21 protein-coding genes and 2 tRNA genes are annotated in these 19,928 nt (G+C 38.0%); 19 read left to right on the forward strand and 4 right to left on the reverse strand.

The window, feature by feature from the left end; translation table 11 throughout:
* The 12 genes from polX to KJ678_03475 all read left to right on the forward strand — a co-directional run.
* A partial coding sequence (polX, locus tag KJ678_03420) for a DNA polymerase/3'-5' exonuclease PolX (protein ID MBU1017181.1) occupies positions 1 to 1,547 on the forward strand: 1,547 nt, incomplete at its 5' end.
* Positions 1,548 to 1,680: 133 nt separating this feature from the next.
* On the forward strand, positions 1,681 to 2,235 hold the full coding sequence (locus KJ678_03425) for a LemA family protein (GenBank protein ID MBU1017182.1): 555 nt from the start codon (positions 1,681 to 1,683) through the stop codon (positions 2,233 to 2,235).
* A gap of 60 nt (positions 2,236 to 2,295) precedes the next feature.
* Positions 2,296 to 3,138: a M48 family metallopeptidase gene (locus tag KJ678_03430; GenBank protein MBU1017183.1), complete on the forward strand. Its 843-nt coding sequence runs from the start codon at positions 2,296 to 2,298 to the stop codon at positions 3,136 to 3,138.
* Positions 3,139 to 3,141: 3 nt separating this feature from the next.
* A complete protein-coding gene (gene gatC / locus KJ678_03435; GenBank protein MBU1017184.1) occupies positions 3,142 to 3,432 on the forward strand; it encodes an Asp-tRNA(Asn)/Glu-tRNA(Gln) amidotransferase subunit GatC in 291 nt (96 codons plus the stop codon).
* Positions 3,422 to 4,804, forward strand: a complete 1,383-nt coding sequence (gatA, locus tag KJ678_03440; GenBank protein MBU1017185.1) for an Asp-tRNA(Asn)/Glu-tRNA(Gln) amidotransferase subunit GatA — start codon at positions 3,422 to 3,424, stop codon at positions 4,802 to 4,804. The genes gatC and gatA overlap by 11 nt, the downstream gene beginning before the upstream one ends.
* A 106-nt stretch (positions 4,805 to 4,910) precedes the next feature.
* A complete protein-coding gene (gene gatB / locus KJ678_03445; protein MBU1017186.1) occupies positions 4,911 to 6,053 on the forward strand; it encodes an Asp-tRNA(Asn)/Glu-tRNA(Gln) amidotransferase subunit GatB in 1,143 nt (380 codons plus the stop codon).
* 7 nt (positions 6,054 to 6,060) lie between these two features.
* Positions 6,061 to 7,866 carry a hypothetical protein gene (locus KJ678_03450; protein ID MBU1017187.1) on the forward strand — a complete coding sequence of 602 codons (1,806 nt, stop codon included), beginning with the start codon at positions 6,061 to 6,063 and terminating at the stop codon, positions 7,864 to 7,866.
* 221 nt (positions 7,867 to 8,087) lie between these two features.
* Positions 8,088 to 10,178, forward strand: a complete 2,091-nt coding sequence (locus KJ678_03455) for an AAA family ATPase (GenBank protein MBU1017188.1) — start codon at positions 8,088 to 8,090, stop codon at positions 10,176 to 10,178.
* A gap of 46 nt (positions 10,179 to 10,224) precedes the next feature.
* Positions 10,225 to 10,515 carry a 50S ribosomal protein L19 gene (rplS, locus tag KJ678_03460; protein MBU1017189.1) on the forward strand — a complete coding sequence of 97 codons (291 nt, stop codon included), beginning with the start codon at positions 10,225 to 10,227 and terminating at the stop codon, positions 10,513 to 10,515.
* The gene (locus KJ678_03465) at positions 10,499 to 10,864 is read left to right on the forward strand and encodes a YraN family protein (protein ID MBU1017190.1); all 366 of its coding nucleotides are present in this window, start codon (positions 10,499 to 10,501) and stop codon (positions 10,862 to 10,864) included. The genes rplS and KJ678_03465 overlap by 17 nt, the downstream gene beginning before the upstream one ends.
* The gene (locus KJ678_03470; GenBank protein ID MBU1017191.1) at positions 10,815 to 11,873 is read left to right on the forward strand and encodes an LCP family protein; all 1,059 of its coding nucleotides are present in this window, start codon (positions 10,815 to 10,817) and stop codon (positions 11,871 to 11,873) included. Before KJ678_03465 ends, KJ678_03470 begins: the two co-directional genes overlap by 50 nt.
* A 113-nt stretch (positions 11,874 to 11,986) precedes the next feature.
* Positions 11,987 to 12,781 carry a thymidylate synthase gene (locus tag KJ678_03475; GenBank protein MBU1017192.1) on the forward strand — a complete coding sequence of 265 codons (795 nt, stop codon included), beginning with the start codon at positions 11,987 to 11,989 and terminating at the stop codon, positions 12,779 to 12,781.
* Here the strand turns inward: KJ678_03475 and KJ678_03480 are convergent.
* Positions 12,748 to 13,017 carry a hypothetical protein gene (locus KJ678_03480; protein MBU1017193.1) on the reverse strand — a complete coding sequence of 90 codons (270 nt, stop codon included), beginning with the start codon at positions 13,015 to 13,017 and terminating at the stop codon, positions 12,748 to 12,750. The two genes, KJ678_03475 and KJ678_03480, sit on opposite strands and share 34 nt — an antisense overlap.
* Before the next feature lie 9 nt (positions 13,018 to 13,026).
* Here KJ678_03480 and KJ678_03485 point away from each other — a divergent pair, with 9 nt between their 5' ends.
* Positions 13,027 to 13,509: a transposase gene (locus KJ678_03485; protein ID MBU1017194.1), complete on the forward strand. Its 483-nt coding sequence runs from the start codon at positions 13,027 to 13,029 to the stop codon at positions 13,507 to 13,509.
* A 22-nt stretch (positions 13,510 to 13,531) separates the two neighbouring features.
* Here KJ678_03485 and KJ678_03490 read toward each other — a convergent pair whose 3' ends face one another.
* A complete protein-coding gene (locus tag KJ678_03490; GenBank protein MBU1017195.1) occupies positions 13,532 to 13,861 on the reverse strand; it encodes a hypothetical protein in 330 nt (109 codons plus the stop codon).
* A 70-nt stretch (positions 13,862 to 13,931) separates the two neighbouring features.
* Positions 13,932 to 14,003: transfer RNA gene (locus tag KJ678_03495), tRNA-Lys, on the reverse strand.
* A 246-nt stretch (positions 14,004 to 14,249) separates the two neighbouring features.
* Between KJ678_03495 and typA the strand changes: the two genes are divergently transcribed.
* Positions 14,250 to 16,070: a translational GTPase TypA gene (typA, locus tag KJ678_03500; GenBank protein ID MBU1017196.1), complete on the forward strand. Its 1,821-nt coding sequence runs from the start codon at positions 14,250 to 14,252 to the stop codon at positions 16,068 to 16,070.
* A gap of 9 nt (positions 16,071 to 16,079) precedes the next feature.
* On the opposite strand, the gene KJ678_03505 is transcribed toward typA, so the two are convergent.
* Positions 16,080 to 16,153: transfer RNA gene (locus KJ678_03505), tRNA-Glu, on the reverse strand.
* Between the two features lie 73 nt (positions 16,154 to 16,226).
* On the opposite strand from KJ678_03505, the gene KJ678_03510 reads away from it, so the two are divergent.
* From KJ678_03510 to KJ678_03530, 5 genes are all read left to right on the forward strand, one after another.
* Positions 16,227 to 17,174: a hypothetical protein gene (locus KJ678_03510; GenBank protein MBU1017197.1), complete on the forward strand. Its 948-nt coding sequence runs from the start codon at positions 16,227 to 16,229 to the stop codon at positions 17,172 to 17,174.
* Positions 17,175 to 17,275: 101 nt separating this feature from the next.
* Complete coding sequence (locus KJ678_03515; protein MBU1017198.1) at positions 17,276 to 17,671, forward strand: response regulator; 396 nt, start codon at positions 17,276 to 17,278, stop codon at positions 17,669 to 17,671.
* Between the two features lie 7 nt (positions 17,672 to 17,678).
* Positions 17,679 to 17,954 (forward strand): hypothetical protein, encoded by a 276-nt coding sequence (locus KJ678_03520; protein MBU1017199.1) that lies wholly within the window; start codon positions 17,679 to 17,681, stop codon positions 17,952 to 17,954.
* Complete coding sequence (locus KJ678_03525) at positions 17,941 to 18,258, forward strand: hypothetical protein (protein ID MBU1017200.1); 318 nt, start codon at positions 17,941 to 17,943, stop codon at positions 18,256 to 18,258. The genes KJ678_03520 and KJ678_03525 overlap by 14 nt, the downstream gene beginning before the upstream one ends.
* Positions 18,259 to 18,261: 3 nt before the next feature.
* Positions 18,262 to 19,928: hypothetical protein (locus tag KJ678_03530; protein MBU1017201.1), on the forward strand; the 1,667-nt coding region annotated here is incomplete at its 3' end.

Consider the following 19,928-nt stretch of genomic DNA (forward strand, 5'->3'; position numbering starts at 1 on the left):
GCGAAGCTTTAGAAGAACATCTTACGGAACTTTTTAATACCGGAAAAGTATCCCATTTCAACGAAGTTAAAAAAAGTCTTCCTCAAGGTATGTTTGGACTTTTAGAGGTTCCTGGAATAGGCGCTAAAACTGCGTTTAAACTCGCCTCTCATTTTAATCTTAATAACGAGAATAAAGCCGTGTCGCAACTTAAAAAATTTGCCGAAATCGGCAAAATAAAAACCCTGCCCGGTTTTGGTGAGGAATCCGAAAACAAAATCTTGCAAAGTATAGAAAAAATGGCAGATAAAGAAGCCCGTTTTCCGTTATATGTGGCGGAAGAAACAGCTTTTAAATTGCTTGATTATTTAAAAAAGTACCCTTATGTCTTAAAAGCGGACCCTTTAGGTTCTTTACGGCGCAAATCCGCCACCGTTGGGGATATAGATATTTCCGTTGCCACTAAAAATTCCCGCGAAGTTATAAATTACTTTGTTAAGTACCCCAAAATTACAAAAATTATCAGCAAAGGAGATATTAAGGCAAGTGTAATAATACTGGGGGATTTTCAAGTAGATATAATGACCCAAAATCCCGATTCGTACGGTTCTTTATTGCAACATTTTACCGGCTCAAAACTTCATAATATCCATTTAAGAAAAGTGGCTTTGGAAAAAGGTCTTTCTTTATCGGAGTATGGTATAAAAAAGGGCCCCCAAACGGTTAAATTTGACACCGAGGAAGGTTTTTACCGCTTTTTGGATATGCAATACATCTCGCCGGAATTGCGGGAGGATTTGGGGGAAATTGAGCTTGCTATAAGAAACAAAATTCCTAATTTATTAACTGTTTCGGATATTAAAGGCGACCTCCAATCTCATACCACTTATAGCGATGGAGAAAACTCTTTTGGTGAAATGACAGCATCTGCCGAAAATTTAGGATATGAATATTTTGGAATTACCGACCATCAAATGAGCCTTTCCACTCATACCGAATCGGATGTTATGCTTGCAATAGAGGCGAGAAGGAAAGAAATTGAACAATATAATAGTTCGCATAAAGGTATGCGAGTACTCTTCGGGTGCGAAATAAATGTTTCTGCCGACAACAAAGTGGTGTACCCAGACAGATTATTAAAAGAGTTTGACTATGCTGTGGGAGCAATTCATACTTCTTTTGGACAGTCCAAAAAGCAAATAACGGAAAGGTTTTTAACTTTAATAAAAAACCCATACATAAAAATTATCGCTCACCCAACCGGACGGCTTATATCAGAAAGAGAAGGTTATAGCGTTGATTGGGAGGTAGTGTTTAAAGCTTGTAAAGAACACAATAAAGTGTTAGAAATAAATGGACAGCCCAGCCGTTTAGACCTTCCAGATTATTTGGTAAAACAGGCGGTACAACAAGGGGTATTGTTATCCACGAACACCGACGCGCATAGTGTGAAGGACTTAAAATTTATGCCTTACGCCGTATCGGTTGCTCGGAGGGGTTGGTGCGAGAAGAAAAATGTGATAAATACATTGTCTTTAAGTGAAATGTTGAAGTTTTTAAATATATAGAATTTTTAATTTCTAATTTAAAATTTTTAATCAATTTGTAATGTATTAATTTTTAAAAATTTAAACATTAAGAATTCAATAAAAATTAAGAATTAAGAATTAAAAATTAATAGAATAAGGAGGTGAATTTAAAATTATGACAACATTATTATCGATTTTCGTTATTATAGTGGCTATAGCTGGGTTAGTATGGTTTACTTACAACAGCCTTATTGTGGCTAAAACCCGCGTTGAAGAATCTTGGAGCGGTATAGATGTTCAATTAAAAAGGAGGTCGGATTTAATTCCTAACCTTATTGAAACGGTTAAAGGGTATGCCACACATGAAAAGAGTATTTTTGAGAGTGTTGCTAACGCCCGAAGCGCAATGTTGGGCGCAAAATCTCCTCAAGAAAAGGCTTCAGCGGACAATGTTCTAACGGGCGCGCTTAAAAGTTTGTTTGCGATTGCCGAGAACTACCCCGACCTTAAAGCCAGCGACAATTTTAGAGAATTGCAAGACGAGCTTTCGGATACCGAAAATAAAATTGCGTACTCAAGGCAGTTTTATAACAGCAATGTTCTAAACTTTAACACTAAAATAAGAGTGTTTCCAACTGTTCTAATTGCCAATATGCTAAAGTTTAAAGAGGCGGAATTTTTTAAGGCAAGCGAGGCGGATAAAAAGGAAGTTAATGTTAAGTTCTGATAAATTTAAATGACTATATATAACCAAATTGATTCTAACAAAAGAAAAACTTGGGTAGTTATGGTTTTGTTTGTGCTTTTAATAACCTTTTTAGGTTTTGTTTTTGGTAAAATCAGTGGGTATGGAAATAGTATGGTTTTCTTTGCTGTTGTTATTTCATCAGTAACTTCCTTTTTTAGCTACTTTTTTTCAGATTCAATAGCTCTTAGTATATCCGGCGCTATTAAAGTGGATAAAAACACGGAACCTAAAGTTTTTAGGATAGTTGAAAACTTGTGCATCGGCGCGGGAATTCCCGCCCCAAAAGTTTATCTCATAAAAGATACCGCAATAAACGCTTTTGCGGTAGGCAGAGACCCCAAACATGCGGCGGTTGTTTTTACCACTGGAGCCGTGGAAAGATTAGAAGACGAGGAATTGGAAGGAGTTGCCGCGCACGAATTATCCCACATCAAAAATTTTGATACCCGTCTTATGGTAATTGTAGTGGTTCTTGTTGGAACGGTTACACTTTTAGCTGATTTTATGGCGCGTTCTATGTTTTACAGAAAAAGAAGCAAGGACGATAGCAATATAGGCGGTGTTTTAATGCTGTTGGCGCTTATTTTGGTGGCGTTAAGCCCTGTAATAGCTTCGTTAATTCAGCTTGCTATATCCCGAAACAGAGAATATCTAGCCGACGCAAGCGGAGCATTATTAACAAGATATCCGGTGGGTCTTGCCGGCGCGTTGGAAAAAATAGCGGAAGATAAGGAACCTTTGGAGGTTGCCAATAAAGCCACCGCTCATTTGTATATTTCAAATCCGCTTAAAAATCAAAAGGGTTCCGTTTCGTGGTTTGCCAATATGTTCAACACGCACCCGCCAATAAATGATAGGATTCAGAGGTTAAGAAGTATGTAAGTTATGTTAAATAAAAAAGAGGTAGAAAAAATTGCGGAGTTGGCAAAAATACCCTTAAAAAGCGAGGAGCTGTCCACTTTTAGTTTACAATTGCCCAAAATTATTTCCTTTGTTGAAAAACTTAAGCAACTTAAAATTAAAGATGTTATGCCTACTTATCAAGTTACGGGCAAGAAAAACGAGTTGCGGAAAGATATTCCTTTTAGAAGTTTGGGCGCGTTGCAGGCTTTGCAAAACTCTAAAATGACTAAGGACAGTTACTTTTTAACTAAGGGGGTTTTTGATGTTAAATAACTTTTTAACCATTCAACAAATTTTAGAAGGTTATAAAAGCAAACTTTTTAGCCCAAAAGAAGTGTTTGATACTTTTTACGACCGGATTAAAAAAAGCGACCCCCTCATAAAATCTTTTATTACGCTTTGTCCAAAAGATTCTTTAAAGATTGGGGGAAACAGCGTTCCTGTTGCGCATAAAGACATTTTTACCACTAAAGATATTAAAACCACGGCGGGTTCAAATATCCTTAAAAACTACATACCGCCCTATAATGCTGTAGTAGTGGAACGATTAAACAAGGAAGGGTTTTTATCTATTGGTAAATTAAATTGTGACGCGTTTGCGCATGGAACAACTGGGGAAAACTCGGATTTTCAGATTACCAAAAATCCGTACGCGCAAGATAGAACACCCGGAGGTTCTTCCAGCGGGTCGGCGGCGGCAGTGTCTGCGGGTTTTATTCCTGTAGCCACGGCAACCGATACCGGGGGAAGTATTCGCTTGCCCGCTAGTTTTACTAATACTGTTGGAATTAAACCAACTTATGGCAGAGTGTCTCGTTATGGGATAATAGCGATGACATCGTCTATGGATTCTATTGGGCATATAACAAAAACGATTTGGGATAATGCGTTTGTGTTAGGCATTACCGCAGGATTTGACGAAAAAGACGCCACAAGTTCTAGAAACGAAAAAGACAATTATTTGAGCGGTATTGAAAAAGGAATTTCCAAATTAAAAATTGGAGTTCCAAAAGAATATATAACTAGTTTGGGTGCTGAATTAAAAGCGCGTTTTGTCCAAAATATAAAAACCCTTGAAAGTTTGGGGGCGGAAATTGTTGAAGTTTCTTTGCCGCACACAGAGTATGCTATAACCGCTTATTACATAATAACACCTTCGGAGATAAGTTCTAATCTTGCCCGTTTTGACGGCATTAGATTTGGGAAAACGAGGGATTATTTTGGAGAAGAGGCTAAAAGGCGAATTATGATGGGCACCTATAGCTTATCTGCGGGTTATTATGAGGATTATTATTTAAAAGCGCAAAAAGTTAGGACTTTGGTTATAAACGATTTCAAAAATGTTTTTGAAAAAGTGGACGCTTTAGTTGCTCCCGTTTTTCCGAGTATCCCTCCCAAACTTGGAGAAAGCATAACCGACCCCGTTAAAATGTATATGATGGATGTTTTAACCGTCCCTGTAAATTTAGCGGGACTGCCCGCTTTATCGGTCCCCGGAGGGTTTGTGGACAATTTGCCTACGGGAATTCAGTTTATTGGAAAGCATTTTAACGAGAAACTTTTGTATAGGGTTGGACGCGCTTTTGAACAGAAAACGAGGTATTGGGAGGTTTTTCCTTCTCATTTAGATTCATTCGGGGTTTAGCTCATTTGTAATTTTATGAAATTAGTTTTTACATTTAAGTTGTGACTTCGCGGAGCGAACTTACTTCGTAACCTTTGACTTTTGAGATTTGAGTTTTGAGATGGATATTATGTACGAACCGGTAATCGGACTTGAAATACATATACAGCTAAATACTAAAAGCAAGATGTTTTGTTCTTGCAGTAATGATATTTGGAAAAAAAGCCCCAATTCTGTAACTTGCCCCACTTGTCTTGGTTTGCCCGGAGCTTTGCCGGTTCCAAACGAATCCGCTATTAGAAAAACCCAGCTTTTGGGTTTGTCCCTTAACTGCAAATTAAATAAAACCTCTTCCTTTGCAAGAAAAAACTATTTTTATCCCGACCTTCCAAAAGGTTATCAGATAACGCAGTTTAGCCAACCTTTGTGCGTTAATGGTTTTTTGAACACCTCTTTTGGCAAAGTGGATATAAGAAGGATACATTTGGAGGAGGATACTGGAAAATCTATGCATACAAAAGAAGGAACTTTGCTTGATTTTAATAAATCTGGCGTACCTTTGGCGGAGTTGGTTACCGAGCCGGATATAAAAAGCGCGGAACAGGCGGTGGAATTAGGAAGGAAAATTAGAGAATTAGCGCGGTCTTTGGGAGTAAGCAATGCCGATATGGAAAAAGGCAATATGCGTCTTGAGCTTAATATCTCTTTAAGAGAAACGGGTTCCCAAGAATTGCCGAAATATCGGGTGGAAATTAAGAACATCAATTCTTTTAGATTTTTAAGAAACGCAATTGTCTACGAGATAGCCAGACAAGAGAAAATCCTAAATGCGGGCAAGGTTGTGGAGCAAGAAACAAGGGGATGGAACGAAAAATCCAAAAAAACGGTGAGTCAGCGAAAGAAAGAGGAGGAATATGATTATCGGTATTTTCCCGAACCGGATATCCCTCAGATGGAGTTTTCCGATTCTTATATTGCGAACCTAAAGAAAGATTTGTCAAAAACTATGTCAGGCAAAGCGGAAAATGTCCCCGAAGGTTTTTTAAGCGAACCTAAAGAATTAAAAGAAAAAGTGGAATATTTTATAACGGACGAGAAGGAATTGTCCAAAATAATTAACAAAATTATTGCCGAAAATCCAAATCCTGTTTTGGATTATAAAGCGGGGAAGCAAGGAGTTTTGCAATTTCTGATAGGTTGTGTAATGAAAGAAACTCAAGGCAAAGCCGACCCAAAGGTGTGTTCGGCGATTTTCCTAAATCTGCTATAATACCTTTGTGGAATATAACGAAAAGGTTTTACAGGACCCTCAATACGAATTTATTACCGACCAAGAAAGTCTCAAAAAAGCAATTTCCAAAGATCTGGCAAAAAGAGATATTATTGCGATAGATACCGAAGGCACCTCTATTGACCCTTACGCAAACAAACTTCTTTTATTGCAAATTGGTACCCCGGAAAAAGCGTATATAATTGATGCGCGAAAAATTAAAGATTTTTCGGGGGTAAAAAAACTTTTAGAAGACCCCAAAAAACTTAAACTTACCCAAAACGGAAAGTTTGATTACGAGGTTATAAAAGTGAGTTTGGGCATTGCTATGAAAAATATTTACGACACAATGTTGGCGGAAGCTTTGCTAAATGCTGGCATAAGCGCGGGTTCTAGGTTAAGTTCTTTGAAACTTCTTTCTAAAAAATATTTGGATGTGGATTTGAAAAAGGAGATAAGGGAAAGTTTTATTACAGGAGGTAGAGTAACAAAAGACCAACTTGAATATGCGGCGATGGATGTTTTAGTACTTTTTCCTATTTTTGCCAAACAATACGCAAAAATTAAAGAGAACTCGTTAACGAAAACGGCTAAACTTGAATTTGCTGTTTTGCCGGTTGTGGGTGAAATGGAACTTAGAGGCACCAATATAGATGTAGATAAATGGCGTAGAAATTTGCGGGATTTTAGAGCAAAAAGAGATGGTTTAGCAAACAATTTACAAAACGAGATTCGGCCTTTGTATAAAAATAATCAAGCAGATTTATTTGGCAATATGGGAAGCGCTATTAACTTAAATAGCCAAAAACAATTAATGGAACTTTTTAATGATAAGCTGGGTTTGGATTTTCCCTCAACAGGCGTGGCTATTTTGCAAAAATCCTCCCACCCAATTGCAAAAATGTTGTTGGAATATCGGGGGTACGAGAAACTGCTATCCGCTTTTGGCGAGAATATGATTTCTAAAATAAACAAAAAAACTAAAAGATTGCACCCCGATTTTTTTCAATTGGGCGCTTCCACAGGCAGGTTTTCGTGTTCTAATCCCAATTTACAACAAATACCACGAGACGCCACTTTTAGGTCGTGTTTTTCCGCAAGTAAAGGATATAAATTAGTTAACGCCGATTATTCCCAAGCGGAGTTACGAATTTTGGCGGAGTATAGCAAAGACCCCGCTTTCGTAAGGGCGTACAAAGAAAACGCCGATTTGCATACCCTAACCGCAAGCCAAATGTATAATGTTCCGTTTGAGAAGGTAACCAAAGAAATGCGTCAGGCTACAAAAACAATCAACTTTGGTCTTATGTATGGCAGAGGAGCGGTGTCTATCGGGGCGCAAATAGGGATTTCTTCAGACGAGGCGAAAAAACTTTTGGAAAAATATTTTGCAACTTACGCCGGGGTTAAAAGATGGCTTGACAAAGTGGCAAAGGATGGTGTGCAAAAAGGGTATGCCGAAACAATGTTGGGACGTAAACGATGGTTTGTTTTGCCCGATAAGGCCGACCCAAATTATATTCGCGAGGTAGGCAGTATTGAGAGGGCGGCTAAAAACCATCCCATCCAAGGCACCTGCGCCGATATGACAAAATTGGCTTTAGTTTTTATACAAGAACGGTTTGAAAAAGAGGGTATTAAAGGTGGTATTGTCCATACAGTCCACGATGAAATAGTTTCTGAAGTTGTGGAGGAACAAGCGGAATTCGTGGCTAAAATCCAACAAGAAGAAATGGAAAGAGCGGGGAGGAATTTTTTAAAAGAAGTGCCTGCCGTTGCGGAAGCGGTAGTTTCCGATGTGTGGGAACATTAGAACAAAATGTCAAAACTCAAATGTCAAATGTCAAAACTTCAAGTTAAAACCTTGTTAGTGACTACTCACAGTTATTGACACAGTGTTATTGTGATACCGAGCTTTAGCGAGGGACAAGACTCGCAATGACGAGAGTTACCAACCATTCGTTTGTGTCAGTAACTATGAATAGTTGCATACAACAAGATAACATTGTATTTATGTGTTAGAATTTAACTATGATAATATGCCAACGGTGTCAAAAACGGCCTGCGGAAATACAAACTACCCAAACTATTGAAGGTCGCCAAGTTTATGTTGCTTTGTGTAGAATATGTTTTGATGAGTTGCAAAAAACTGCGGCGGATACTTCTATTCTGGACAAATTCGGCAAAGATTTAACGCAACTTGCCAAAGACGATAAACTTGACCCGGTAATAGGCAGGGAAGAAGAAATAAAAAGGGTAATTCACATTTTATCTCGCAGGACAAAAAATAATCCTGTTCTTATCGGCGACCCGGGAGTTGGAAAAACTGCTATAGTTGAAGGTTTAGCGCAAAAAATAACCGCTGGTCAAGTTCCCGAAACATTGCGGGGAAAACGAGTGGTTGCTTTAGATATGGCTTCAATAATCGCAGGTACTTCTCACAGAGGTCAATTTGAGGATAGGCTTAAAAAAATACTGGACGAAGTAATAAAAGCGCAAGGGCAGATTATTCTTTTTATAGACGAACTGCATACAGTGGTGGGAGCGGGCGCGGCAGAGGGCGCTATAGACGCGGCTAATATGTTAAAGCCGTCTCTTGCCAGAGGCGAGCTCCAACTGGTTGGGGCAACTACTTTGGATGACTATAGAAGGAGAATTGAAAGAGATGCCGCGCTAGAACGTAGGTTTCAGCCTGTAATAGTAAACGAACCTACTTTTTTGGAGACTTTGGACATATTAAACGGGCTTAAAATCCGGTACGAAAAACATCATCAAATAGTGTATTCAAAAGAGGCTATAAAAGCTGCGGTTGAGTTTTCCGACCGCTATATTTCTGATAGGTTTTTGCCGGATAAAGCAATAGATTTAATAGACGAAGCTGGCGCTGAAGTTAGATTATCCGCGGTAAGGGAACCAGAGAACTTAAAGCAGGTTGAAAGAGAGCTTTTGCAAATAAAACAGGACTTAACCAAAGAGGGGGCGGATACGGTTAAGTTAAATGTTAAATTGGAAGACCTTAATAAGGTAAAAAAGGAACTTACTGAAATTTGGACTAAAACTAAACTTGAGGAAATACCTGTTGTTAAAAGGGAAGATATTGCGCGAATAGTGTCGCGCGCCACAAGAATTCCGCTTGAGGAGCTTACGATGGAGGAAAGAGAAAAACTTTTGCATCTGGAAGATAGAATTCATACTCGCATAGTTAATCAGGAAGAGGCGGTTAAGGTGGTATCTGAAGCTATTAGAAGAGCTAGAGCGGGGTTAAAAGACCCCAAAAGACCTATTGGGAGTTTTATATTTTTGGGCCCCACTGGGGTTGGAAAAAGCGAGTTAACTAAAGCTTTAGCGGAGGTTTTATATGGTGATGAAGATTTAATGATAAGGCTTGATATGAGTGAGTATATGGAAAAACATACGGTTTCAAGAATGATTGGTTCTCCTCCGGGATATGTGGGTTATGACGAGGCGGGGCAGTTAACAGAGATTGTTAGAAGAAAACCTTTTTCCATAATTTTGTTTGATGAACTGGAAAAAGCGCATCCTGAAGTTTTTAATATCCTTTTGCAGATTATGGAAGATGGGCGGTTAACCGACGCGCATGGCAGAACGGTTGATTTTAAGAACACTATTTTGGTTATGACCTCCAATGTAGGTTCCGATGTAATTAATAAAACTACCCAGTTGGGTTTTGCGCAGGGGTCTAGCGAAGACAATAAAGGGGATTCCTATGAAGTTTTAAAGGATAAACTTATGGGAGTATTAAAAAATGCTTTTAAGCCAGAATTTTTAAATCGTGTGGATGAAATAGTGGTGTTTAAGCCTTTAGGAAGGTTGGAGATACGAAAAATTGTGGATTTACAACTTCTAAAAACAGAAAAACTTTTAAACGAACAGGAAATTAATTTAGAAGTAACCGTTAAAGCCCGTGATTATATAGCTAAGGAGGGATTTGACCCTAATTTAGGGGCAAGACCGATAAGGCGGTTTATTCAAAATCAATTGGAGAACCGGGTTTCGGAAAAGGTTATTAGAAACGAAGTTGTGGGGGGGGATGTTGTTTTGGTGGATGTTAAAAATAATAATCTTATTATTGAAGTTAAATCTCAAGTTCCAGCAAGGGTATAATTATATTATTGAACAAAATTTATTCATCTGATATTATCACCTGATTATGAAAGACAAGTACGAAATTAACATAGGGGATATAGTAAAGGTTTATTACAAAATAAAAGAAGGGGACAAAGAGCGTATTCAGCCTTTTGAGGGTGTAGTAATAGCTAAAAAGGGCGCGGGGGTGTCCAAAACTTTTATGGTTAGAAAAATTGGGGCCGCTAAAGTGGGTGTGGAGAGAATTTTTCCTTTTCATTCTCCGAATATAGAGAAAGTAGAAGTGGTAAAAAGCCAAAAGGTGAGGCGAGCAAAGTTATATTACATTCGCGATAAAAATGTCTTACAGCCTTGATATTGGTAAAACGGGTGAAGAGACAGCCAAGAAGTATTTGGAGAGTACGGGTTATACGATAATAGAGGAACGGTTTAGGAGCAAAAGATGGGGTGAGTTGGATTTAGTATGTGTTAAAGGGTCGCTTTTGGTTTTTGTGGAGGTAAAAACGAGGGCATCTCCAAATTTTGGCAATCCTGCGGAAGCGGTTGGTTACTACAAACAACGGGCTTTAAAAAGGGCAGCCTTGTACTATTGCAAAACTCATCCTAATTGTAGTAAAAGTTTAAGAATGGATGTTATAGCCATTACTAATTTTGATGACGGAAAAAATCTTTGCGAAATTAAACATTATAAAAACGCTTTTTAGCAAGAATAGACTTTTGGCATTTAGCGTTTTGTTTTTTATTGGCGCAGTCATTGTTGCTTTAGCGCTTATTTTTGGTAGCAAATCTTCTGTTAAAGAGTCCTCTCCAGTTCCAGTTATTGAAGAAGTGGAAGAAAACCCTATTTCTCATACGGAGCAGGTTGTTGTGGCTAACGAACCTGTTCTTAAACCGCATTTGGAAGTTCTCAATCCTTCCGAGCTTTTTAATGTGCTTGTCCTTGGCATAGATAGAAGATATCAAACGCAAGAATCTTACCGAACGGATATAATGCTGATTGTTACGGTTAATCCCAAACTTAACAAAATTGTTTTAACTTCTATCCCTCGCGATTTGTGGGCGGGGGATATGAAAATAAACGGGGTATATGTAACTTATGGGTATGACGCTATGAAAGAGGAAATAAAAAAAATAACCGGGCAGGAGGTGGACAGATTTATCCGTGTGGATTTTGACGCTTTGGCTTGGGTAGTGGATGCTATGGGAGGAGTGGATGTAGATGTGGAAAGAGGTTTTACCGATAGCCAATATCCAAACGATAGGCAGGGAGACGCTAATGAAGGCATAACAGTAGATTTTAATGCGGGGGTAACGCATATGGATGGGGAAACCGCTTTAATTTTTTCAAGAAGCAGAAAAGGAGACAATGGCGAAGGAAGCGATTTTGCGCGAATGCGAAGACAGCAAGTTTTATTAAAGAATATGCCAAGTTCGTTTTTAGAAACCGCGCCTAAAAACATTTTTAATCCGTTTGTTTTGCAAAATTTTTATGAGCTAATTACCCAGCACATAAAGACGGATATGAATATTAAGGATATGGGTGTAGTTTATGATTTATTAAAAGACAGGGGCAAATATACGGTAGAACATTTTGTTGTGGACTATGAGTATTTGGTTAATCCTCCGATTGAGGATTATGGGCAATGGGTGGTAATACCAAAGGATGGGGATTATACCCCAATTCATACAAAAATAAATTCTCTCTTGCAGTAGAGAGAAGCGGGATGAGTTGGTTTTTTGTAGTAGCGACCCTTGTGGTCGCCAATTCCATCTTTTGTAGTTGCGGCATCATAAACCGCCAATGAATTAGAGAAAGGAGATTTTCTGTGAGGCAATATCTAGATGTAATGCAAAGGATTTTGGATGAGGGGGTTAGGAAAGGAGATAGAACGGGAACAGGAACTTTGTCAATCTTTGCCCCGCAAATGCGTTTTGATTTGTCAGACGGTTTTCCTCTTGTAACTACCAAGAGAGTTAATTTAAGAGCGATTATTTTTGAGCTTTTGTGGTTTTTACAAGGAAGTACCAATGTCAAAACTCTTCAAGAGAGAGGAGTCCATATTTGGGATGAGTGGGCGGATGAGAGAGGGGAACTAGGTCCTGTTTATGGGTATCAATGGCGTTCGTGGTCCTGCCCTAATGGGGAAAGTGTGGATCAAATATCATCTGTGGTAAATGCTATTAGGACCAACCCAGATTCCCGTCGCTTGGTTGTTAGCGCGTGGAATGTTGCGGAAATTGACAAAATGGCTCTGCCTCCTTGCCACACTCTGTTTCAGTTTTATGTGGCAGATAGAAAATTGTCTTGCGTTTTGCATCAACGTTCCGCAGACTGGTTTTTGGGAGTGCCGTTTAATATTGCTTCATATTCGTTGTTAACAATGCTGATGGCGCAAGTATGCAATCTTGGTTTGGGAGAGTTTGTTCACAATTTTGGAGACGCGCATTTGTATTCAAACCACTTGGACCAAGCGTGTTTGCAACTGACGAGAGTCCCTCGCCCGTTGCCTGTAATGGCGCTTAATTCAGATGTTATGGACATTTTTGGATTTAAGTATGAGGACTTTGATTTGAGAGGTTATGATCCTTATCCCGCAATTCGCGCTCCGATTGCGGTATAGGCAAAATTCGCCTTGGTTTTTTCTTTTGAGAAAGCCAAGGCGAAACCATCTAACACCGGGTGTTGGATATTTATGACATTTGTGCTATAAAAGTAATAATGCCCTATCGTCGTTTCCCCCATCAAAAAGATGGGATATATCATATCTATAACCGTAGTATTGCGAACCAGCCAGTTTTTGTTAATTTTTCTAATTTCCAAAGATGTTTGGATACAATTAATTATTATCGTTTCCATAAACCTAAAATGAGCTACTCTTGTTTTTCTAAACTAACCCTTGTCAACAGAAAGAGATTTTTGGAGGAGTTAAATATTTTAGGGAACAAACAAGTTGAGATATACGCCTTTTGTTTAATGCCCACACATTTCCATTTATTACTTCGTGAAGTGAGGGATAACGGGATATCGGATTTTATGCGTATTTTTCAAAATAGTTACGCAAAATACTTTAATAAAAAAACGGGACGCTTTGGCGCGGTGTTTCAAAGTATGTATAAATCCGAAACTATTTATGATAATAACAGTATTGTTAATGTTATTAAGTATATTCATAATAATCCTAAATCTTTAAATTATATTAGGACGGAGAAGGATTTAAAAAATTATTTGTGGGGTTCTTTGCCAGATTATTTAAATTCAAGAAAGTCCAGTTTTATTGCAAAGGACAGCGTATTAGCTTCTTTGGAAGGTGTTTTTGAGGATATTGCGAAGAATAAATGGTTCTATTGACATAAATATCTAACACCCGGTGTTAGATATCTGGATTATGAGGTGTTTTCCAATGATCCTTTTGTTCTAATCTCTTCTTAATTGTTTTTCTAACACAGTCTTCAAAATTTATATTTTGGGTATTACAGAAAGCGAGTATGAGATTAAGAAGATCTCCAATTTCCTCAGGTATTGGGTCAGTTTTTTTTAAGGATTTCCTATAGCCAGGATGTTCTGCCAACCAACGTCCCGCTAATTCCCCTAGCTCCTCAACCATAGCTATGATTAACAATGTGGGTTCTGTTTTCCACTCATTATGTTTGTATAATTCCTTAACCTCTTGTTGTATTTTAGGATAAGTTTTTTTAGACATAGAGATATCTTTTGAATGTCTATTAGAGAAGGACTTATTTAACACCCGATGTTGGATTGTCCGCGCATTGTGAGGCCGGAGAGGATCGAACTCTCGACATCCTGCTTAAAAGGCAGGCGCTCTACCACTGAGCTACGGCCCCAATTTAATTTAGTCCTAAGTTTATTTTAACAAGCAATATTCAGCTCATTCTGCTCCGCCGTCGCTCACGCTTTGGCGGACTAATTCGCGTAAGCTCAAACTTCGCAAGCTCGTTCTCGCTAACCGCTCATTGAGCACTGATATACGGCCCCAATTATTTTACCTATGTGATTTTACCAATAAAAAGTTTATTTGAAAAGCTGTAAAATTTGACTTTTGCCCTCGAAAGATTTATCGTTTGTGGATTATGGATATTAGGAATGTTGCTATTATTGCGCATGTTGACCACGGAAAGACCACTCTTGTAGATGGTCTTTTAAAGCAATCCAAAACTTTTAGGGAAAACGAAGCCGAAATGAACCAGACTTTAATATTGGATTCAAACGACCAAGAACGGGAACGGGGTATTACCATTTTAGCCAAAAATACCGCTATAATTTATAAAAACACTAAAATAAATATAGTAGATACTCCGGGACATGCGGATTTTAGCGGCGAAGTGGAACGGACTTTAAATATGGCGGACGGCGCAATTTTAGTTATTGACGCGCAGGAGGGAACAATGCCTCAAACTAAATTTGTGCTAAAAAAAGCTTTTGAGTTGGGTTTAAAGCTGATTGTTGTTATAAATAAAATAGACAAAAGATATGCTAATGTTCCAAAATCCCTTAATGAAACCTATGATTTGTTTTTAAATTTAGCCCAAACTGACGACCAATTAAATTTTCCGGTATTTTACGCAATCGGTCGCGAAGGAAAAGCGTGGGAAAAAATACCGGAGGATTTTAATGAAAGCGCAGACTTAACCCCAATTTTTGAAGCGATTTTAAAATATGTGCCCGCTCCCAAAGTTTCTTTTAACGAACCTTTCCAACTGCTTGTTGCCTCTTTAGATTGGGATTCTTTTAAAGGTAAATATTCTGTTGGAAGAATTATGCGAGGTAATGCAAAAAAAGGTCTTGAAGTGGCGCTTATTAGCGATAAAGGAATAGTGGAGGAATCGCAAATTGAACATATTTACGCAAATTTAGGTCTTAAACGGGTTGAAGTGGACACAGCAATAGCAGGAGATATTGTGGCAATAACCGGGATTAAAAATTCAGGTATAGGCGATACCATTGCGGATGCAAGTAGCCCCGAAAGTTTGCCTAGAATAGCAATTGAAGAACCCACCTTAAAAATTTCCGTGTCAGCAAACACTTCTCCTTTTGCGGGACGGGAGGGCAAATTTTGCACAAGCCGTCAACTTTTGGAACGGATAAAAAAAGAGCTGGCCACCAATGTCTCTTTAAAATTAGAAATGGGAATTCAAGGAGATTTTATTCTTTTTGGCAGAGGAGAACTCCATTTGTCGGTTTTTATAGAAAATTTGAGAAGGGAAGGTTACGAACTTCAGGTTTCAAGACCGCAAGTGGTTACAAGAGAAATTGATGGTAAGACTATGGAACCAGTAGAAGAGTTAACTGTGGATGTACCGCCCGAATATACTCAAGCTGTAATAAGCGAAGTTATACGAAGGAGAGCTGTTTTAATTTCTCAATCCGATAATAGCGATGGGAGTATGCGGATAGTTTTTGAGATAACCACAAGAGGGTTACTTGGTTTAAGAGGAACTCTTTTAACATTGTCCAAAGGAACGGCGATAACTAACTCTTATTTTATAAAAAACCAACCTTTGGGCGCTAACTTTTCAAAATTAAGAAGAGGGGTTCTTATAGCTTCCGAGGCGGGAAAAGCGCTAACTTATGGACTTAATGTTGCCCAGGGAAGGGGAATAACTTTTATTGGTCCCGGGGTGGATGTTTATTCCGGAATGATTATTGGGCTTAATTCAAGGGAAGGGGATATAGAAATAAATGTTTGCAAAGAGAAAAAGCAAACCAATGTTAGGTCAAGCACAGCGGACATTGCGGTTATACTGACTCCTCCTACAATTATGAGTTTAGAGCAGAATATGGAATTTTTGGAAGAAGAGGAACTTTTGGAGGTAACGCCCAAAAGTTTAAGGTTGAGGAAGAAGATTTTGGACCCCACAAAACGTCGTCGCTCCCAAAAAAGTGTAGTTTAAAAACTACTGTGACCCCGGCGGGATTTGAACCCGCGATCTCTTGGATGAAAACCAAGTATCCTAAACCGCTAGACGACGGGGCCGATATTATGATTTTACCAATAAATCCCCCGTTTGAAAACCCCCTAGTTAAAAATGGTATAATGACAACGGAGGATGGAAATGTCCACAAAGTTTGAAAATATTTATAAAAAAACCATTGAGCTGGGGTTGAAGGATAAACCTAGAATAAACAAGCAGGAACTTTTGTCCTTAGCAAATTCGCTCGGCTTAAAAAATTATATCCAGAAATCTAAAGAAACTGGAGAGCATATTGTCCTTGCAGGGAACTTAAATGGACGAAAAGTAATTTTTAAAGCAAATATAAATCCAACTTTTACCAGCAGAACTCTTACAGAAATTTATATTCTCGCCAAGTTAAATGGAAAATTAAATAGCGAGTTTGTTGTTCCCAAGATTATAAATTTTGATTTAACAGATAATAAATATCTGTGGTTAATTACTGAAAAATTTCCCGAAAAGTTTGTTGATGGAAAAACGCCTGAAGGAGCTGAAATACTCTCCAAAGCTACATTAGCGGTGATTAGAAGCAATATAAGTATTCCGCATAAGGATACTCCGCGTTTGGAAAAAATAAAAGAAGGGAAACAACAAGAGCTTTTGCAGGTGGTTATTGATTTAGCTTATGAATGGAAAAAGGAATTTGACCATAATATTGATAAATTGGGGAGTGTGTTAAGTAAATATCCTCTAAAAGATTTTCCCACCGCGTGTGTCCACGGAGATTTAGTCCACAGACATATTCTTGATTTGGAGGGGAAATTTGCGATTATAGACTGGGAACTTGCGGGAGGAGCGTACTTCTGGGGTTATGAGCCCGCTTATATCTATCATCGTCTTTTTACCCGAGATGGAACGGAAAACACGGCAAACCATTATAAGAAATGTTTTTTGGATGGTTTAAATGAAAAAGAATTGCTTCTTTTTCAAAAAACTTTTAAGCCCATGCTTGCGCAAAGAGTGATAGGGGGATATAAGGATTATGAAAAAGGTTCTAGGGAATATAGTCTGAATGTGAAATTGGAGAAAGAGATTGTCCCATAGACTAAGGTTTCTCCTTTGCAAAGGAGAAACCTTTGTTAGGAAGATACTCTTGCAAATAAGAAAGAACTTGCGTAATCTTAAATATAGAAGGGGGTGTTTTTATGAAAAAGATACTTTTCGTTGAAGACGATGCTTCTTTGTATAGAATGTACTCCACTGAATTGGAGCTTGGAGGTTATAAGGTAGTGTGGGAAAGTAATGGTGGTAACGCCTGTTCTAAAGCGCAATCCGAATCTCCCGACCTTATTTTGCTTGATATAATGCTTCCAGAAATGGATGGCATAACTATTCTGCAAAATCTAAAATCCTCCGATATTACAAAAGATATTCCTGTTTTTGTTCTTACTAATTTTGGAGATGAGGAAAATATTAAAAAGGCGTTGGAAGGGGGCGCTGAAGATTTTATCCTAAAGTATAAAATAGTTCCTTCGGAGCTTGCGCAAAAGGTGGACACCTTTTTTAATACCGATTCTAGCAAAGGCGTTTCTTTAACTTAAATCAGATATGGACGATAATAACGATTATAAAAAAGCTATAACTGAAATAGTTCAAAAGCAAATTGTTGTATTGGGTCCCGATATAGCCATTTTAAAAGCTAAAAATATTGAAGGACTTGAAGTTAACGATAAGGGAGAAGCTACAGGATTTAAAGGAAACCCTAAAGAAATTCTGCAGGGAATTGTTGACGAGTATCTATCTTTGTCCGGGCTAGTTTTTAGGAATGTGCTAGCGCCGATTTTAAAAAAGTATCCGGAAATACTTGTTAATGTTATTCAGTAAAATGATAGAAACTATTACGATTATAAAAGGACCAACTATAGGAGACGGGATGCTTTTTATCACCATTAATTTAGTGTCTTTTCTGATTTGCTTAATGTTTATTTTAAGAATAGGTACTGGAAAACTTGCTATTCCGATGTTTTTTATTGGTCTTGGGTTTTTGCTTTCGGCGATATTTCCTCTGCTTTTTGGAATTGAACAGTTGTGGATTGTGCCTTTAATTGAAAGCCTTTTTGTATTTTTAGGTGTTATTATTTTTATGAAGATATTAGGTGTTTTTGAACTGATTTCAAAGAAAAAGTGATTTATGGTAACTGCCCAAGTGTTTTTTCCTCCTGAATTCTTACTTGCCCTTATTGTTTTTGCTATGTCTGCGGTATCTTTAGCGTGTCTTCTATTCGCGCGGTATTCCGAGATAAAAAACCAAACCTTGAAAGAAGAATTTGAAAAAAGACACAAACTTTTTTTGCGTAAATTGTACGAATTATCCGTGCTTCAGGAAATTGGCAAACGGATTGGTTACTCTTTAAATATCCAAAAAATTTGCGAAATTATTACCAGTTCCATTGGCGATTTAGTTAAACACTCCGCGGTATCTTATGCGGTTTTGGATGACAATAAACTGACATTTCGTGTTCGTCTAGAAGAAGCGGTGGACGATACCTTTGTTTCGGATGTTAAAAGCGCGGTTTTTGAATCGTTATCCTGTTTGCTTGGCAGAAATATGGCTGGAATAAAAATAGACGAGGGTATCTCCGGGGCTGTTGTTGGAGATTTTCCCGATAAAAAACTAGCTTCTTTTTTTAATGTGCCTTTGTATGCGCAGAACAAAGTGGTTGGGATTATTAATATTTCTTCTACTGTAAGTAAAATGTATGCTAAAGGAGAAGACGCGCTTGTTTTGTACAAACTTTCAGAGCAGGCTTCTATTGCGGTAACAAAACTTCAGGAGGTTTTGGATTCGGAAAAAAGCAAACTTGAAATTATGGTGGAAAGTTTGGCGGATGGAGTTTTTTATGTAGACAAGGAAATGCGACTTTTGGTTATTAACAAATCCGCCAAAAATATGCTAAAAATTGAGTCTTTGGGGGATATAAATATTTTGGATATTTCAAATGTGTTTCCTGATAATTTTAGTTTTAATGACAAACTTTCAGAGTCCCTTAAACTAGAAAAGGATTTAGTCTCGCCCGAACTTATTTTAAACGACCGTTATTTTAAAGTTATATTCACTCCCGTAAAAAGCGAGCAAAATATTTTGGGGGTAGCTGTTCTTATGCAGGATATAAGCGACCACAAGCTTTTGGAAAAAATGAGAAAAGATTTTACTTCTATGATGGTTCACGATTTAAGAGCGCCTTTAAATGTTATGTATGGCACATCAGACCTCCTTGCCAAGCGGTCAAGCGAACTTGAGAAAACAAAACTGGACGAACTTTTGTTTGAAATTAAAAACTCTTCGCATAATATGCTTGGAATAGTTAATGATTTGTTAGATGAAGCGAAAATAGAATCTGGAAAGTTTGTCCCGCAAAAAAGCGAAAACGATATTGCAGACCTTATTAAAGAGCAAGTTACTTTTTTTAAATCTTTGGCGGAAAGGAAGAGCTTGTATTTAAAAACCGAGTTTTCGCAGGAATTTGTAAAGTTTTCTTTTGATAAGGACCAAATTTCTAGAGTTTTGGCAAACCTTATTTCAAACGGAATAAAATTTACCAAAGAAGGTGGGGTAACGGTAAAATTCTCAACAAAGGAAAAGGAGGTTCAAGTTAGCGTTATTGATACGGGATGTGGTATAAATGAAGAACAGAAAGGGCGGTTATTTAATAAGTTTGAGCAGATGCGAAGTCCTGTGGACCCCACCCAAAAGGGAACAGGTTTGGGGCTTGTTATAGCCAAAGGAATTGTGGAAGCTCATAACGGCAAAATGTGGGTTGAAAGCGACGGTAAGAGTGGCGCAAGTTTTAATTTTAC

It is taken from the genome of Patescibacteria group bacterium (genome assembly GCA_018817085.1).
Lineage (GTDB): Bacteria > Patescibacteriota > WWE3 > CG2-30-40-12 > CG2-30-40-12 > CG2-30-40-12.

What these genes read in the sequence shown, in the direction of transcription:
- KJ678_03430 (MBU1017183.1), top strand. Translation starts at nt 2,296, where the DNA reads ATGGTTTTGTTTGTGCTTTTAATAACCTTTTTAGGTTTTGTTTTTGGT.
- gatC (MBU1017184.1), top strand. Translation starts at nt 3,142, where the DNA reads ATGTTAAATAAAAAAGAGGTAGAAAAAATTGCGGAGTTGGCAAAAATA.
- gatA (MBU1017185.1), top strand. Translation starts at nt 3,422, where the DNA reads ATGTTAAATAACTTTTTAACCATTCAACAAATTTTAGAAGGTTATAAA.
- rplS (MBU1017189.1), top strand. Translation starts at nt 10,225, where the DNA reads ATGAAAGACAAGTACGAAATTAACATAGGGGATATAGTAAAGGTTTAT.
- KJ678_03465 (MBU1017190.1), top strand. Translation starts at nt 10,499, where the DNA reads ATGTCTTACAGCCTTGATATTGGTAAAACGGGTGAAGAGACAGCCAAG.
- KJ678_03470 (MBU1017191.1), top strand. Translation starts at nt 10,815, where the DNA reads ATGACGGAAAAAATCTTTGCGAAATTAAACATTATAAAAACGCTTTTT.
- KJ678_03480 (MBU1017193.1), bottom strand. Translation starts at nt 13,017, where the DNA reads ATGGAAACGATAATAATTAATTGTATCCAAACATCTTTGGAAATTAGA.
- KJ678_03485 (MBU1017194.1), top strand. Translation starts at nt 13,027, where the DNA reads ATGAGCTACTCTTGTTTTTCTAAACTAACCCTTGTCAACAGAAAGAGA.
- KJ678_03490 (MBU1017195.1), bottom strand. Translation starts at nt 13,861, where the DNA reads ATGTCTAAAAAAACTTATCCTAAAATACAACAAGAGGTTAAGGAATTA.
- typA (MBU1017196.1), top strand. Translation starts at nt 14,250, where the DNA reads ATGGATATTAGGAATGTTGCTATTATTGCGCATGTTGACCACGGAAAG.
- KJ678_03510 (MBU1017197.1), top strand. Translation starts at nt 16,227, where the DNA reads ATGGAAATGTCCACAAAGTTTGAAAATATTTATAAAAAAACCATTGAG.
- KJ678_03515 (MBU1017198.1), top strand. Translation starts at nt 17,276, where the DNA reads ATGAAAAAGATACTTTTCGTTGAAGACGATGCTTCTTTGTATAGAATG.
- KJ678_03520 (MBU1017199.1), top strand. Translation starts at nt 17,679, where the DNA reads ATGGACGATAATAACGATTATAAAAAAGCTATAACTGAAATAGTTCAA.
- KJ678_03525 (MBU1017200.1), top strand. Translation starts at nt 17,941, where the DNA reads ATGTTATTCAGTAAAATGATAGAAACTATTACGATTATAAAAGGACCA.